Source organism: Flavobacterium anhuiense (genome assembly GCF_001705175.1).
Taxonomy (GTDB): Bacteria; Bacteroidota; Bacteroidia; order Flavobacteriales; family Flavobacteriaceae; genus Flavobacterium; species Flavobacterium anhuiense.
In genome coordinates this window covers 3,188,389-3,203,394 of record NZ_CP016907.1, presented here as the reverse complement: position 1 = coordinate 3,203,394, position 15,006 = coordinate 3,188,389, and the positions used below count along the sequence as shown (strand labels likewise).

17 protein-coding genes are annotated in these 15,006 nt (G+C 34.0%); 7 read left to right on the top strand and 10 right to left on the bottom strand.

The features are described from left to right. Positions 1-27 precede the first annotated feature (27 nt). From BB050_RS14040 to BB050_RS14025, 4 genes are all read left to right on the top strand, one after another. The gene (locus BB050_RS14040) at positions 28-1,209 is read left to right on the top strand and encodes a thiolase family protein (protein WP_066033969.1); all 1,182 of its coding nucleotides are present in this window, start codon (positions 28-30) and stop codon (positions 1,207-1,209) included. Positions 1,210-1,337: 128 nt separating this feature from the next. Then, positions 1,338-1,688 (top strand): four helix bundle protein, encoded by a 351-nt coding sequence (locus tag BB050_RS14035; RefSeq protein WP_066033968.1) that lies wholly within the window; start codon positions 1,338-1,340, stop codon positions 1,686-1,688. A 48-nt stretch (positions 1,689-1,736) separates the two neighbouring features. After that, complete coding sequence (locus BB050_RS14030) at positions 1,737-3,542, top strand: acyl-CoA dehydrogenase family protein (protein WP_066033967.1); 1,806 nt, start codon at positions 1,737-1,739, stop codon at positions 3,540-3,542. Positions 3,543-3,852: 310 nt separating this feature from the next. Then, complete coding sequence (locus tag BB050_RS14025) at positions 3,853-4,869, top strand: glycoside hydrolase family 18 protein (protein WP_236940335.1); 1,017 nt, start codon at positions 3,853-3,855, stop codon at positions 4,867-4,869. Between the two features lie 44 nt (positions 4,870-4,913). Here BB050_RS14025 and BB050_RS14020 read toward each other — a convergent pair whose 3' ends face one another. The 4 genes from BB050_RS14020 to BB050_RS14005 form a co-directional block, all read right to left on the bottom strand. Further along, positions 4,914-5,405, bottom strand: a complete 492-nt coding sequence (locus tag BB050_RS14020) for a hypothetical protein (protein WP_066033965.1) — start codon at positions 5,403-5,405, stop codon at positions 4,914-4,916. An 81-nt stretch (positions 5,406-5,486) separates the two neighbouring features. Then, positions 5,487-6,401: a transporter gene (locus BB050_RS14015; protein ID WP_066033964.1), complete on the bottom strand. Its 915-nt coding sequence runs from the start codon at positions 6,399-6,401 to the stop codon at positions 5,487-5,489. Between the two features lie 42 nt (positions 6,402-6,443). Further along, positions 6,444-6,962, bottom strand: a complete 519-nt coding sequence (locus tag BB050_RS14010) for a DUF4251 domain-containing protein (RefSeq protein ID WP_008468505.1) — start codon at positions 6,960-6,962, stop codon at positions 6,444-6,446. A 4-nt stretch (positions 6,963-6,966) separates the two neighbouring features. Further along, positions 6,967-7,392 (bottom strand): META domain-containing protein, encoded by a 426-nt coding sequence (locus tag BB050_RS14005; RefSeq protein WP_066033963.1) that lies wholly within the window; start codon positions 7,390-7,392, stop codon positions 6,967-6,969. A 212-nt stretch (positions 7,393-7,604) separates the two neighbouring features. On the opposite strand from BB050_RS14005, the gene BB050_RS14000 reads away from it, so the two are divergent. Both BB050_RS14000 and BB050_RS13995 read left to right on the top strand, forming a co-directional pair. Then, positions 7,605-8,132, top strand: a complete 528-nt coding sequence (locus BB050_RS14000; RefSeq protein ID WP_008468500.1) for a superoxide dismutase family protein — start codon at positions 7,605-7,607, stop codon at positions 8,130-8,132. 109 nt (positions 8,133-8,241) lie between these two features. After that, positions 8,242-9,444: an LETM1-related biofilm-associated protein gene (locus BB050_RS13995; protein WP_008468499.1), complete on the top strand. Its 1,203-nt coding sequence runs from the start codon at positions 8,242-8,244 to the stop codon at positions 9,442-9,444. 43 nt (positions 9,445-9,487) lie between these two features. Here BB050_RS13995 and can read toward each other — a convergent pair whose 3' ends face one another. The 4 genes from can to BB050_RS13975 form a co-directional block, all read right to left on the bottom strand. Continuing rightward, positions 9,488-10,123: a carbonate dehydratase gene (can, locus tag BB050_RS13990; RefSeq protein WP_008468497.1), complete on the bottom strand. Its 636-nt coding sequence runs from the start codon at positions 10,121-10,123 to the stop codon at positions 9,488-9,490. Positions 10,124-10,237: 114 nt separating this feature from the next. Next, positions 10,238-11,884, bottom strand: a complete 1,647-nt coding sequence (locus BB050_RS13985) for a SulP family inorganic anion transporter (RefSeq protein WP_066033962.1) — start codon at positions 11,882-11,884, stop codon at positions 10,238-10,240. Between the two features lie 83 nt (positions 11,885-11,967). Further along, entirely contained in the window at positions 11,968-12,249 is a 282-nt protein-coding gene (locus BB050_RS13980) for a hypothetical protein (protein WP_035692090.1), read from the bottom strand. A gap of 122 nt (positions 12,250-12,371) precedes the next feature. Further along, on the bottom strand, positions 12,372-12,851 hold the full coding sequence (locus BB050_RS13975; RefSeq protein ID WP_008468490.1) for a Dps family protein: 480 nt from the start codon (positions 12,849-12,851) through the stop codon (positions 12,372-12,374). A 107-nt stretch (positions 12,852-12,958) separates the two neighbouring features. On the opposite strand from BB050_RS13975, the gene BB050_RS13970 reads away from it, so the two are divergent. Continuing rightward, a complete protein-coding gene (locus tag BB050_RS13970; protein WP_066033961.1) occupies positions 12,959-13,906 on the top strand; it encodes a LysR substrate-binding domain-containing protein in 948 nt (315 codons plus the stop codon). Positions 13,907-13,934: 28 nt separating this feature from the next. On the opposite strand, the gene BB050_RS13965 is transcribed toward BB050_RS13970, so the two are convergent. Next, positions 13,935-14,132: a hypothetical protein gene (locus tag BB050_RS13965; protein ID WP_008468486.1), complete on the bottom strand. Its 198-nt coding sequence runs from the start codon at positions 14,130-14,132 to the stop codon at positions 13,935-13,937. A gap of 166 nt (positions 14,133-14,298) precedes the next feature. Continuing rightward, entirely contained in the window at positions 14,299-14,961 is a 663-nt protein-coding gene (gene mnmC2 / locus BB050_RS13960) for a tRNA (5-methylaminomethyl-2-thiouridine)(34)-methyltransferase MnmC2 (RefSeq protein ID WP_066033960.1), read from the bottom strand. Positions 14,962-15,006: the final 45 nt, after the last annotated feature.

Genomic DNA, 15,006 nt, shown 5'->3' with positions numbered 1-15,006 from the left:
TTCTACCAATCTTAAAAAACAAAACAAATGAAAACAGCATATATAGTAAAAGCATATAGAACAGCAGTTGGAAAAGCTCCAAAAGGTGTTTTTAGATTTAAAAGACCTGATGAATTAGCTGCGGAAACCATTCAGTTTATGATGGACGAACTGCCTAATTTTGACAAAAAACGTATTGATGACGTTATGGTAGGAAATGCCATGCCGGAAGCAGAACAAGGTCTTAACGTTGGACGTTTGATCTCTTTGATGGGATTAAAAGTGGAAGATGTTCCTGGAGTTACAGTAAACCGTTACTGTGCATCTGGATTAGAAACTATCGGAATGGCGACTGCTAAAATCCAATCAGGAATGGCAGATTGTATCATTGCAGGTGGTGCAGAAAGTATGAGTTATATTCCGATGGGAGGTTACAAACCAACTCCGGATTATAAAGTGGCTGCTGCAGGTCACGAAGATTACTACTGGGGAATGGGTTTAACTGCTGAAGCGGTTGCTAACCAATATAAAATCTCTAGAGAAGATCAGGATGAGTTTGCTTACAACTCTCACATGAAAGCGTTGAAAGCACAAGCAGAAGGAAAATTCGACAAACAAATCGCTCCGATTACTGTTGAACAGACTTTCATCAATGAAAATGGAAAAAAAGAAACAAAATCATACGTTGTAAATAAAGACGAAGGGCCAAGAGCCGGAACTTCTAAAGAAGCTTTGGCAGGTTTAAAACCAGTTTTCGCTACTGATGGAAGTGTAACTGCTGGTAACTCTTCTCAAATGAGCGATGGTGCTGCTTTCGTTTTAATCATGAGCGAAGAAATGGTAAAAGAGTTAAACCTTGAGCCAATTGCGCGTTTGGTAAACTTTGCTTCTTCTGGAGTTGAGCCAAGAATTATGGGTATTGGCCCAGTAAAAGCAATTCCGAAAGCATTAAAACAAGCAGGTTTAACATTAAATGATATCGAGTTAATTGAATTAAACGAGGCTTTTGCTTCACAAGCTTTAGCAGTAACTCGCGAATTGAATATTAACCCTGAAATCGTAAACGTAAACGGTGGAGCAATTTCTTTAGGTCACCCTCTTGGATGCACGGGAGCTAAACTTTCTGTTCAGTTATTTGACGAAATGAAACGTAGAGGTAATAAGTACGGAATCGTTTCTATGTGTGTGGGAACTGGACAAGGAAGTGCTGGAATCTACGAGGTTTTATAAGACTTTTTAGAGGAAAGAAGCAAGAGGAAAGACTTTCTATTTGGGATGAAAAGTTAGTCTGAAATGGATTTTTAAAAAGTAGTAAAAAACTTACTTTTAATTTTTCTTCTTATCTTGCCCTCAAAAACATGAAACACAATTTCAAGAATTTGAAAATTTGGATTTTAGCTATGGAAATTACAAATGATATCTATAAACTAACCGCCACTTTTCCAAAATCAGAAACCTATAGTTTGACAAGTCAAATGAATCGATGTTCTGTTTCTATGCCTTCAAATATTGCAGAAGGTTCAAACAGAGGAAATAAACACTTTCAGCATTATTTGAATATTAGTTTAGGTTCGTCATTTGAATTACAAACACAATTGTTAATAGCTTGTCAAAACGACTATTTAACAAAAGAAAAAACTGAAAAATTAGAAAACAAAATAATTGAATTTCAAAAGATGACCACAGGCTTCATAAATAAGTTAGGTTAAAAATCTTGCTTCTTGCTTCTTTCATCTTTTATAAAAAACAAAAACAAAATGGCAGATACAATCGAAAAAAACGTGACTCGTGGTGGTCAGTTTTTAGTTAAAGAAACAAAATGCGAGGACATCTTCACACCAGAAGATTTCTCTGAGGAGCAGTTAATGATGCGTGACTCTGTAAAAGAGTTCGTTGACAAAGAATTATGGGCGCATAAAGATCGTTTTGAGAAAAAAGATTACGCTTATACAGAAGCTTCTATGCGTAAAGCTGGGGAACTTGGACTTCTTGGAGTTGCTGTTCCAGAAGAATACGGCGGATTAGGAATGGGATTTGTTTCTACAATGTTGGTTTGCGACTACATTTCTGGAGCAACGGGTTCTTTCTCAACTGCTTTTGGTGCTCACACTGGAATTGGAACTATGCCAATTACACTTTATGGTACTGAAGAACAAAAGAAAAAATACGTTCCGAAATTAGCTTCTGGAGAATGGTTTGGAGCTTATTGCTTAACGGAACCAGGCGCAGGATCTGACGCTAACTCAGGAAAAACTAAAGCGGTTTTATCTGAAGACGGAACTCATTATCTAATTACAGGACAAAAAATGTGGATTTCAAACGCAGGTTTCTGCAGCTTATTCATCGTTTTTGCTCGTATCGGAGATGATAAAAACATTACAGGTTTCATTGTAGAAAACGATCCTTCAAATGGAATTTCTATGAATGAAGAAGAGCATAAATTAGGAATCCGCGCTTCTTCTACTCGTCAGGTTTTCTTCAACGAAACAAAAGTTCCTGTTGAAAACATGTTATCTGAAAGAGGAAACGGTTTCAAAATCGCGATGAATGCTTTAAACGTTGGTCGTATTAAATTGGCTGCAGCTTGTTTAGATGCACAAAGAAGAGTTACTTCTGGAGCTGTAAAATATGCTAACGAAAGAATTCAGTTTAATACTTCTATTTCATCTTTTGGAGCTATCCGTTCTAAATTAGCTGAAATGGCAACTAATGCTTACGCAGGAGAAAGTGCTTCTTACCGTGCTGCAAAAGACATCGAAGACAGAATCGCTGCTCGTGAAGCAGAAGGAACTTCTCATCAAGAAGCAGAGTTGAAAGGTGTTGAAGAATATGCAATCGAGTGTTCTATCTTGAAAGTAGCGGTTTCTGAAGACGTTCAAAACTGTTCTGACGAAGGTATTCAGGTTTTTGGTGGAATGGGATTCTCTGAAGATACTCCGATGGAAAGTGCTTGGAGAGATGCTCGTATCGCTCGTATTTACGAAGGTACAAACGAAATCAACAGAATGCTTTCTGTAGGTATGCTGATCAAAAAAGCTATGAAAGGACACGTTGATTTACTAGGACCAGCAATGAAAGTTCAGGAAGAATTAATGGGAATTCCATCTTTTGATACTCCAGACTACTCTGAATTATTTTCAGAAGAAAAAGCAATAGTAGCGAACTTGAAAAAAGTTTTCTTAATGGTTGCTGGAAGCGCTGTTCAAAAATACGGACCAGAATTAGATTCTCACCAACAGTTATTAATGGCTGCTGCTGATATCTTGATCGAAATCTACATGGCTGAAAGTACAATTTTGAGAACGGAAAAATTAGCTAAAAAAGAAGGTGAAGATAAAGTTCAAGAGCAAATTGCTATGGCAAAATTATACTTGTATAAAGCGGTTGATATCGTAAACTTAAGAGGAAAAGAAGGAATTGCTTCTTTCTCTGAAGGTGACGAACAACGCATGATGTTAATGGGACTTAAACGTTTCACTAAATATACTAACCTACCAAACGTGGTAGCGTTAAGAGAAAAAATTGCAGAAAAATTAGTTGCAGAAAATTCATACTGCTTCTAATTTCAAAATAGTTTTTAGCTTTTAATTTGTTATAAACCCGTGCAAGTCCGAAACTGCACGGGTTTATTTTTTTTTAATATGCTTATCGAAAGATATTTCTTATACGGCGCAATATTTTTGCAGTTATTTGCAAAATATTTGTTAAAATTAGCTTTTACACTTATACAGAATAGCTAAACATCAAATGCATTACAGTATATTTAACATTCTAAAAACTATAAAAACAAAATAAATGAAACAAATTAACCTAATTGCATCATTTTTATTGTGCTTTTGCTTCACAGCTGTCTTCGCACAAAAAAATAAAAAAATGGACATTATTGCTTATTACACTGGCGATTCTCAACTTATTGATAAATATGAAGTTGGAAAATTAAACCAGATTATTTTTAGTTTCTGCCATTTAAAAGATGGAAAACTAAGTGTTGATTCTGCCAAAGATTCTATCACTATCAAACATTTAGTTTCTCTTAAAGCAAAAAATCCACAGTTGAAAATTATTGTATCTCTTGGAGGATGGGGAGGCTGCGAACCTTGTTCTCAAGCATTTTCAACTGCTGAAGGACGCTTAAAATTTGCAAAGTCTGTAAAAGAAGTAAGCGATTATTTTAAAATTGACGGTTTAGATTTGGATTGGGAATATCCATCGATTGAAGGACTTCCAGGACATTTATATCAACCTGCTGACAAAACTAATTTTACAGAACTAATCAAAATATTACGTTCTACTTTAGGTAAAAAATATGAATTGAGCTTTGCTGCAGGAGGCTTCCAAAAATGTTTAGATGAATCTATTGACTGGAAAGCAGTTGCTCCATTTGTTAATCGCATTAATATCATGAGTTACGATTTAGTAAACGGATATTCAAAAGTTACTGGTCACCACACGCCTTTATACAGCACAAATCCCAAAGAAGAATCTACAGATAGAGCCGTTGAATTTTTATTGAAACTAGGTGTTCCTGCTGAAAAATTGGTAATTGGAGGCGCATTTTATACCAGACAATGGAAAAATGTAGAAAACATCAATAACGGATTATACCAAGCAGGAGAGCACTTTCAAGGTGTTGACTTTAAAAACTACGCTACAACATACACAGAAGCAAACGGCTGGAAATATTTTTATGATGAAAAAGCTCAAGCGCCATATTGGTACAATGCATCAACTAAAACTTTTGCTACATCAGATGATTTAAAATCTATCAGAGCTAAAGCGGAATATGTAAAAGCAAAAAAACTAGGTGGCATCATGTTCTGGGAACTTACTCTAGACAGTTTCCGCGACGGAATGGTAAATGAGATTTACAAAGTTAAAACTGAAAAATAAAAAAAAGGGAATCAAATGATTCCCTTTTTTTATAAACGAATATTTTACATCATTTTAGTCTTATTTTTGTCCATTTCACCAATAAACGGAATTGCTTCTAAAATTTCACTTCTTATTATAGTTTGAAGATAAACCTCAAGCTGAATAAACTTTGCCGCGTTTATTGAACCAATTGCTTTTTTTGCCTGATTATAAGTCTTAGAATAAAGCTTCTCGTAATCAACGTGGTTTTTTAAAGTAGCCTTTGCCAATTCATCAGCTTTTGCATCTGTTAAAGTTTCATAATTAGTTGCATAATCATTTAATAGTTGAAACTTTGTCTGTCCTAAGGCTTTTCGCGACGTTTCATAGTCATCATAAACTTTAGTGAAAGCAGCGGCTTGTGCATCAGATAAGTTCATGTACTGTTTTACCAGATCTGCTTTAGATTTTCCATAAACACTTTGTACTACTTCTAAATCTTCTTTATAAGAAGACTGTGCATAAGATGAAAACGAGGCTGCCGCCATGATAAGAATAAGTCCTAATTTTTTCATAGTTTTAATTTTAAATTTGTTTTTAAAAATATATGCATACTCAAATATACTGATTTTAAACACTTTAAATAAAATAACATTTTAAAAGAAAGAATATTGGTAAACTGCTGAAAGCGCATAATAATTTAGTCCGTTGTTGGTATATGCCCCAATATGATATTGAAATCTAATGGATTGCCCTTTTGCAATTGGAGTAGAAAAAGTTCCTCCTACGCGCCAGTTATCAATCTGGCTATCATCCGAAACGCCATCAGTAATAGTTCGGCCTCCAAAAAACCAAGTCGTATTAAAACCAACCCACATTTGATTTTTAAAATAATAGCTTGCATGCGCCTGAAGGCTGTAGGTTGGTTTTTGCTCTAATTTTTTTCCTAGATAATCATTATTATCCGTATAAAACCAAACCCCGCCATAGGCCTCAGCATACACATGAGCAAACCGTTTCGATACTCCTATCTCTGGCTTGAAAGCCCATCGGTTTGTTCCAATGTTTACTTGTTTATCTCCATAATATCTTCCTGTTGGGATTGAAGTAACCAAACTGACTCCAAGAATTGTTTTTTGCTCAAAACTTCTGAATTCAGATTTATCAAGTGCAGGAGAACCTAGCAAATTAATTCCAAAACGCACTTTCATATCTGCAAAACCAGTTCTTGAGCCAGTAACCAGCTGATCACTAACTACAGCAGATCCATCCATAAAAGTAAAAGGCAGTCCAACCTGTATACGAGCCAATTTATTTGCCAATCCAAACGTTCTAATATAATTCACAGCCATATTATGGCTTTGAAGTGTAAAATCTTTTATAGGTAGAGAAGGATCTGTAAGCACATTTCCATTTATAAAAACATAACCTGCAGCAATTACATTTAAATCTTTAGGAACATTAGCATACGCTCGAGGTTCCAAATCCTGAGCAGATAGGGACAACACACCAAAAAAGAAAACCAAAAGCGAAAACTGCCACTTTACTAACCAAAAAAAGATTCTTACCATATATTCAGACGAATTTGTGACAAGTTTACCCCATGAATTATATCATTGTTTCTCCGCTGTTTTGGGAGCATATATTATTCCATCATAGCTAATTGGGCCTCTATTATTACTACTGACAGAAAGTGTTGTGCTTCCGTTATAAAAGATAGAAAACAGTAAATCATAAACATCGCTTTTCCCTCTTACTGTCGCTTTTAGAATAGTATTATTCTTTTTACTTTCAACTCTAATATTTTCGGGTTTGCCTTCAAATTTTATTCCGCCATCACTATTGTATCCCACATTATAACCACGTCCGAAAAAGGGAAGATCACAAGTTGTACTGTCAGCTTTAAACTTTAAAAAATAAGTATTATAGTCCAACTGGATTAATCTCCCGCCTTGAGGCGTTGCTTTCTGAGCTTCAAAAACAAAATTTTGGCTATCTATAAGCGCTTTAATTTCATTTTGTTTTTTAAGTTCTCTTTCTTGCTTGAGTTCTTTTTTTGTTTTTTCTTGTGCAGAAACCGAAAAGTTTAGAATACTAACTAAAAAAAGCAAAACAGATAATTTCGTTTTCATAACATTATTTTTTAGTGAAACGCATCATGGCAATATCTCCAGAAATAAAATTCAATGTTTTGCCACCATCTGTTATATCATATGATGTAATTTTCTGCAGTGTACTCATATAAGCCTGCTCCCCTTTACCGCCATCTAAGCACATCATCTTGGTTACGGCCATAGGTTGAGTAAAATCAATTTTGTTGCCAGTCACATTCAATTTTCCAGTGTATGAATTACAGCTGTTGTTTCCGGATACCTGATTCTCTTTCGTATTAAAATTTATACTTGGCTTTTTATTTGGATATAAGACATCAAAGGTTTGTGTGTCCGAGATATAATTCAATTCCCAATTTCCATCAAGCTTAGAAACTGCATCGGTTTTTACGCATTTACAAGAAATTAAAAACGAACTAAAAAAAACGAGGGTAAAAATCTTTTTCATCATAACATTAAGGATTAAATGTGAGCGAATTAGATAATTGGCTTTCAGAAATTATTCGTTAAAAAGCTATACGAATTTAAACAATATTTTCGGTTTTTAACTCAATCAATATCAAATTATAACGTATAGTTTGACTTTTTTTTAACTTTTAGAGTTAATCAGTTCCGTTATTTTATGTTAAATTTACTTAATCTTTAATTAAAATGCCCATAAATATGAAAAAACTAATCGTTTCTTTCGCTATAATTACAGCCTTAATCATTGGCTGTAAAACAAATAATAAATCAAATGATGCTAAAACTCTGACTGTTGCACTAGAGCCAAAAAGCAACAGTAAAGTAGCCGGAACTGCTACTTTTGTTGAGAAAAATGGCAAAGTAACTTTTACAGCAAAAATCACAGGGTTAGAGCCTGGAGTTCACGCCATACACATTCACGAAAAAGCAGACTGCAGCTCTGCAGACGGAAGTTCTGCCGGGGGACACTGGAATCCAACTTTCAAAAAACACGGAAAATGGGGAGTTGGAGAATATCATAAAGGTGATATCGGAAACTTTACCGCCGACGCAAAAGGGAATGGATCTATCACTTTAACTACCGACGAATGGTGTGTTGGATGTGGAGATTCTAACAAAGATGTTCTTGGAAAAGGTTTAATCGTACATGCAGGAACAGACGATTTTACCACTCAGCCAACAGGAAATGCCGGAGGAAGAGTTGCTTGCGCAGGAATCATTAAATAAGAAAAATTTGAATAACCGCTATTTTTAACAAAATCTAGCGGTTATTTCATTTTAAAATGAATTCTAAAACAAGAAAAAGACATAGCTTTGCATCAGCAAAATAAAGTCAATGATTAACCCATCAGCACCAGGCTGGATCGATAAGTTTTTTAGTGAACAGAAGTTTTCAGAAGCTATTCCTTTTGAGACTGTGGATTTGTTTTACTATAAAGTAAGAGAAACGGGTTTTATTTACGGCCATATTATTGCTATAGATTCACAAGTTCCAATTCCGATAAAAGGGTGGTTTAAAACCGAAATTTCCAAAGTCGCTTTACTTAATACGCTCTACCATGTTTTTTGCTTAGAGAAAAGAAATTCGGAACCTAAAAATTTTATTTCTGAAGTTTTAAAGTTTTACAAGCAAATGAACCCGGAAGGATTTAATTTGTTTAAAATTTTATTGCCCAAAGATACTCCTTCTCTATCGCTTGAAAATATTATTGATCAGAGAGTTCAAACCAATGACAGTATCATCAGTAAAAACTTTTCGCATTTGGTGACCAATGCACTTTTGTTTATTGATGTTTTAGCTTTCAGACAATATTTGGAGCACGGAGAAATTCCTGAAAAATATTTAAAAAGAATTGAAGAAACAGTTCTTGGAATTGTTGGTTTGGCTTTGAAAACCAAAACCGTAAAATCGCAGCATGACGATCTTTTGATTAAACTTTTTGAAGCTTCTATACGCTATTCAAAATTTTCAAAAGTAACGGTTGAGACCTTAGAGACTTTGAATCTTGATTACTTTAAAAACAGACTTGAACAATATTACCTGATTGACATGGCCGGAATGGCTTTGTGGAGTGATGGCGTAGTGGAAAACGAAGAATCGTATTTTCTATATGCTTTAGGTTCAACAATGGGAGTTCCTGATGATTTTGTGACCAAAAGTATGGACACAACCAATACTTTTATCACTACACATAAAAAGAAAATTCCGTACTTTAATTATTCAAATCCTGTTAAGCATTTTTACGATCAAATGACGCATAGCGTAGTCAAATTAATCATACGAAATAAAAACAGGCTGATTAAAGAAATTGTTCAAAGTAAGGAATTAATGGTGCTACTTGCCTACTCTACCACTAGAGATTTGGATGCGAAGGAAAAGAAAAAAGTAAAAAAACAGCTTTTAGACATTTGTAAAACCATTCCATCGCTTACCATATTTTTACTTCCCGGAGGAAGTTTATTGTTGCCGATATTGATTAAGTTTATTCCAACAATGCTTCCATCAGCATTTAATGAGAATTTAGACGAAAACGAATAAAAAAAAATCGCCCTTTTTAAGGGCGATTTCTATTTTTTAACGATTAAAGATCTAATTGGTAAACTTCGTCTAGTTCATCATTCGAAGCAATGTTTACATTTAAGTCTGTTACAAAACCTGAATTTAATCCGTAAACCCATCCGTGAAGCATTAAATCTTGTCCGTTTTTCCAAGCATTCTGTACAATAGATGTTTTTGCTAAGTTGTAAACCTGCTCTTTTGTATTGATTTCAACAAAAGCATTAAAACGCTCTTCTTCGTTTTCAATTGAGTTTAAATATTTATCGTGAAGACGATATTCATCTTTAATATGACGTAACCAGTTATCGATAATTCCAACAGATTGATGTCCCATTGCAGCTTTCACACCACCGCATCCGTAGTGTCCGCACACAATAATATGCTTAATTTTTAAAACATTTACGGCATAATCTAGAACACTAAGCATATTCATATCAGAATGCACTACCATATTGGCAATGTTACGGTGAACAAAAACTTCTCCTGGTTTTGCACCAACAATTTCGTTTGCAGGAACACGGCTGTCAGAACAACCAATCCACAATAATGGTGGCTGTTGTCCTTTTGCCAAATCAGCAAAATAGTTTGGGTCTTTTGCCAATGAAGTTTCAACCCACTTTTTATTGTTTTCTAATAACTGCTCATAAAATTTTCTCATTTCTTTATTTTTTTGTGTGGTAATTTTTAAGTTATAATAGCCTCAAAAAATGAACTTGATGTAAAGTTACCTAAATTTTGACATTTCTTAGGTCTTAAAAACACCTAAATTTAATTATTCTTCTCTAACAACTTCTCTTTTAACTAGTTCTCTTTTTGCCACATCATAATAATGTTCAATCGTAACATGATTATTATTTTCTGGCGTATTTTCTAGTTCGTATGCTTCTTTAAATCCTTTAAGCTTCACTTTGATGTTTTCATCAACCGCTCTGGTTTCTTTAAATTCGCGAATCAAATCTAAAACGTCATGTGCAATATACTCTGTATCATGAGCATTGATGATTACCTTTGAATTTTCTGGAATTTCATTTAAAGTCTGCTTGATAGCCGCTTTGTTTAAAAACGAAACTTCCTGAGCTAAATCGATATGAATGATATCGCCATCTTCATATTCTTCTTTTTTAAATACATAAGCTCTTTTTAAGTTTCCTCTTAAAACAAAGATGATACTGATGATAATTCCCAACGCAACACCTTTTAGCAAATCTGTCGCAACAACAAAGACCAAAGTTGCGATGAAAGGTACAAACTGGTATTTCCCCTTTTCCCAGAAATGCATAAAGGTTGCTGGTTTTGCTAATTTATATCCGATCAAAATCAAAACCGTAGCCAATGTTGCCAATGGAATTTTGTTCAGAATTGCTGGAATAGACAATACACTTATTAATAAAAGAATACCGTGAATAATGGTTGACATTTTAGATTTTGCTCCTGCATTATTATTCGCTGACGAACGCACTACAACAGATGTCATAGGAAGTCCTCCTAAAAGCGAACTAACTACGTTTCCAATTCCCTGAGCTTTAAGCTCAACATTGGTGTCAGTGTAACGTTTTTGCACATCCATTCTATCAGAAGCCTCAATACACAAAAGAGTTTCAATAGAAGCGACAATGGCAATTGTAATAGCAACCACCCAAACTTGCGGATTTGTAACAGCAGTGAAGTCTGGCATTATTATAATTGATTTAAAGTCTTCAAAAGATTTTGGAACTGGCAAAGAAACCAAATGTTCTTTCGCAATTGCCAAAGTGCTTCCTGTAGATACAAATATTTCGTTTAAAACTACTCCAGCAATAACAGCGACTAGAGCTCCTGGAACCAGTTTTATTCTTTTTAAGAAAGGAACTTTATCCCAAGCTAATAAAATTACTAATGAAACTGCCGAAACCACAACAGCTCCTAAATGAATATGATTTAAAACATCAAACAAAAATGAAAACGAATTACTTCCATCATTTTGAATAAAAGCTTGATCTCCTTCGAAATCTGCATCATAACCAAAAGCGTGCGGTATTTGTTTTAAGATAATAATAATTCCGATACCGGCTAACATACCCTCTATTACGTTTGTTGGAAAATAATTCGATATACTTCCCGCTTTTAAAAATCCTAATGCTAATTGAATTAGTCCAGCAATAAAAACAGACATTAAAAATACATCGAACGCACCTAAATCGGTAATAGCGGTTAAAATGATAGCGGTTAACCCAGCAGCTGGACCTGATACACTAATATGTGATTGGCTTAAATATCCTACAACGATACCACCCACAACACCAGCGATAATTCCAGAAAATAACGGTGCTCCAGAAGCCATTGCAATACCTAAACACAATGGAAGAGCCACCAAGAAAACCACTAAACCTGAAGCAAAATCAGATTTAAGGTTAGCAAAAAGATTGATTTTTTTTGTCATAATATAATACTAAAAAAATTATTCATTAAAGATTTGCCACATCTCAATAGAAATGCGGATAAAGATCAAAATAATCGGAAGTATTATGCTACGTTTGGCGGTGGAGCAAATATGCTCGGAGATATGTTGTCTAGTTTGACAATATTTTCAGAAATAATTGTTTTTTTCTCGATATAAACCGGAATCAAAACTTCATGCTCAAGAATTGTAGGGTGAACTACATTTTTAAGTTCTTTATGCACTTCTTCTTCAGCAATGCTAAAAGATATAGCCGTATTATTCCCTTTCTTTAACGCCTGAACAATTGTTGGGGTCGATAAGAAGGCAATAAAAATGAATAATAATATGCGGGCTATAAATTTCATCAAAGCAAAAATAGCGTTAAACAAATAAAATCAAAGAGATTTTTATAGAAATTTAACACAAACAAAAAAGCAGAATGCAATTTTCATCCCATTCTGCTTCTATTTTATTAAAAACCAATACATTATAACGATTCTTCTAACCAAGCATTCATCATCCAAATTGTTTTTTCCTGCTCAGCAATAAAGTCGCTCATCATAGAATTGGTTCCTTCATCATTAATTTCGTCAGATTTGTTCAATATTTCTCTTTCGATTTTTAATAAATCAGATAAGGAGTGAACAATCAATTGAACTGCTTTTTCATCGTTAGAAATATTCTTTCCAACCGTCAATTTATTATTTTGAATATAATCTTCAAAAGTATGCAGAGGCGTTCCTCCTATTGTTAGCACTCTTTCTGCGATCATATCTATTTTAAGTTGTGCATCTGTATATAATTCTTCAAACTTAACATGTAAATCAAAGAAGCGCTTTCCGCGAATATTCCAGTGAATCCCTCTTAAGTTTTGATAATATACTTGAAAATTTGATAATAATACATTCAATTCTTGTACTAACAATTCTGATTCTTTTACTGGTAATCCTAAAATATTTGTCTTCATAATCTTATTTTTTACACTAATTTACTACAAATTTAGAGTAACTTTACTAAAATATATATAAATAAAAATTATATTTTCTTATTTTCGCATCACAAATTACTATCAACATGACTATAACTCAATTGCAATATGTGTTAGCGGTTGCTGAGCATAAAAACTTCACTCTTGCTGCTGAAAAATGCTTCGTAACACAGCCAACTTTAAGTATGCAGATACAAAAGATTGAAGAGGAGCTTAATATCTTAATCTTCGATAGAAGCAAAAAACCAATTCAGCTTACTGATATAGGACAAAAAATTGTCACCCAGGCAAAAAACATCGTAAACGAAGCCGATCGCATAAAAGATATCGTAGAACAGCAGAAAGGTTTTATTGGCGGAGAATTTCGTCTAGGAATTATTCCAACGATTATGCCTACACTTCTGCCTATGTTTTTGAATAATTTCATTAAGAAATATCCAAAAGTAAAACTCTTAATTGAGGAGCTGAATACAGAGGAAATCATTACAAAACTAAAAAATGGGCATCTGGACGCTGCAATTGCCGCAACACCGCTTGAAGACGAAAAAATCAAGGAAATTGTGTTATACTTTGAACCATTCGTAGCCTACATTCCTGAGCATCATGCTAGTTTCCAGAAAGAAGAAATTGAAGTAGCCGACTTAAATCTCAATGAAATTCTGCTTTTACAAGACGGTCACTGTTTTAGAGATGGCATTTTGAATTTATGTAAAAGCGTCTCTGACGTCGATCAAAATAATTTTCAGATTCAAAGCGGAAGTTTTGAAACTTTAATTAAATTGGCAGACGAAGGCCTTGGCACAACGTTACTTCCGTACTTGCACACCTTAGACTTAAAAGAATCCGATAAACTGAAACTTCGTAACTTTAAGGAACCAAAACCAGCCCGAGAGGTAAGTTTGATTTACCCAAAGAGCGAATTAAAGATGCAAATCATTGATGCACTCAGATCTACAATCGCAGGCGTTGTAAAAGGCGCAATTGTTTTTCAGAATGTTCAAATCATCAGTCCATTACAAAAGAAAGCGCAATAAAAAAGGAGCCAATTTGGCTCCTTTCTTTTTATACTTTAATTAGTTGTAGACTTTGTTTTAATTCTGGTTTTCCGACAACGAAATTCAGTAACCACTCTTGCAATTGTTCCATTTCGTAAGGCAACAGTGTTTTGATAGCTTTTTCTAACTCTTTGCAGAAAAGTACCGGATCGAAACTAACTCTTTCAAGTATTGATTTCGTGTAATCAAACATCATTTTTGACATAATAAAATAAGATTTTCGGGGGTTATCTATTTTTTTAAACTCGCACCAAATTTAAACAAATAACCAACATAAACATTACTTTTAACTTATTTTTTAAAAAACTTTAGCAACGAATACGTTTTCTTAAAAGAAATAAATCAATATAGAATTATTCTAAATTACTCATTTAAACCGTTTTAAAAGCTCGAAACATTTCCCTTTTTCCTGGAGGTCCTGTTAATTTTTCTACAGTAAATCCAACTTCCATCATGCTTCTCTTCACAACTCCTCGAGCAGCATAGGTAACCAAAACGCCGTTTGGTTTTAAGCTATTGTACATTTTCTGAAAAATTTCAGTGCTCCACAGCTCCGGTTGTACTCTATATCCGAAGGCGTCAAAGTAAATCAAATCATAAATTTCAAAATCGTTTATTTCGTGAAAAAATTGTTTTCTTTTGGTTAACGAGAACAGGTCGCAAATTTCTATTTTTTCATTCCATTCACTTTTATGCATTTTCTCAAAAATGTTCTCAAATTCCAATGCCTCGAGTTCATCGGCATAATTCATCTCCAAAATTTCATTTGCATCAACAGGATATGCCTCTACTCCAACATAATCTATTCTCTGATTTTTTCTAATAGCTTCCAAATACGTGATAAAAGCATTTAAACCAGTTCCAAAACCTATTTCTAATATACTTATCGGATTTTCAAATAATGAAAGACCATTTTTAATAAAAACATGTTTTGCTTCCTGAATTGCACCGTGTTTTGAATGATAACACTCGTCCCATTCAGGTAAACGAATTGTAGTTGAGCCATCTAGCGTTTTAATTATTTCCCTTTTCACCTTTTAAGAATTTAATAATAGCTTATTGTTGATTTTCAAGCCATT

Coding starts and splice junctions, on each gene's coding strand:
- BB050_RS13995 (WP_008468499.1), top strand. CDS start 8,242: ATGATTAACCCATCAGCACCAGGCTGGATCGATAAGTTTTTTAGTGAA.
- BB050_RS14035 (WP_066033968.1), top strand. CDS start 1,338: ATGAAACACAATTTCAAGAATTTGAAAATTTGGATTTTAGCTATGGAA.
- BB050_RS14030 (WP_066033967.1), top strand. CDS start 1,737: ATGGCAGATACAATCGAAAAAAACGTGACTCGTGGTGGTCAGTTTTTA.
- BB050_RS14040 (WP_066033969.1), top strand. CDS start 28: ATGAAAACAGCATATATAGTAAAAGCATATAGAACAGCAGTTGGAAAA.
- BB050_RS14025 (WP_236940335.1), top strand. CDS start 3,853: ATGGACATTATTGCTTATTACACTGGCGATTCTCAACTTATTGATAAA.
- BB050_RS14000 (WP_008468500.1), top strand. CDS start 7,605: ATGAAAAAACTAATCGTTTCTTTCGCTATAATTACAGCCTTAATCATT.
- BB050_RS13980 (WP_035692090.1), bottom strand. CDS start 12,249: ATGAAATTTATAGCCCGCATATTATTATTCATTTTTATTGCCTTCTTA.
- BB050_RS14005 (WP_066033963.1), bottom strand. CDS start 7,392: ATGATGAAAAAGATTTTTACCCTCGTTTTTTTTAGTTCGTTTTTAATT.
- BB050_RS13965 (WP_008468486.1), bottom strand. CDS start 14,132: ATGTCAAAAATGATGTTTGATTACACGAAATCAATACTTGAAAGAGTT.
- can (WP_008468497.1), bottom strand. CDS start 10,123: ATGAGAAAATTTTATGAGCAGTTATTAGAAAACAATAAAAAGTGGGTT.
- BB050_RS14010 (WP_008468505.1), bottom strand. CDS start 6,962: ATGAAAACGAAATTATCTGTTTTGCTTTTTTTAGTTAGTATTCTAAAC.
- BB050_RS14015 (WP_066033964.1), bottom strand. CDS start 6,401: ATGGTAAGAATCTTTTTTTGGTTAGTAAAGTGGCAGTTTTCGCTTTTG.
- BB050_RS13985 (WP_066033962.1), bottom strand. CDS start 11,884: ATGACAAAAAAAATCAATCTTTTTGCTAACCTTAAATCTGATTTTGCT.
- BB050_RS14020 (WP_066033965.1), bottom strand. CDS start 5,405: ATGAAAAAATTAGGACTTATTCTTATCATGGCGGCAGCCTCGTTTTCA.
- BB050_RS13970 (WP_066033961.1), top strand. CDS start 12,959: ATGACTATAACTCAATTGCAATATGTGTTAGCGGTTGCTGAGCATAAA.
- BB050_RS13975 (WP_008468490.1), bottom strand. CDS start 12,851: ATGAAGACAAATATTTTAGGATTACCAGTAAAAGAATCAGAATTGTTA.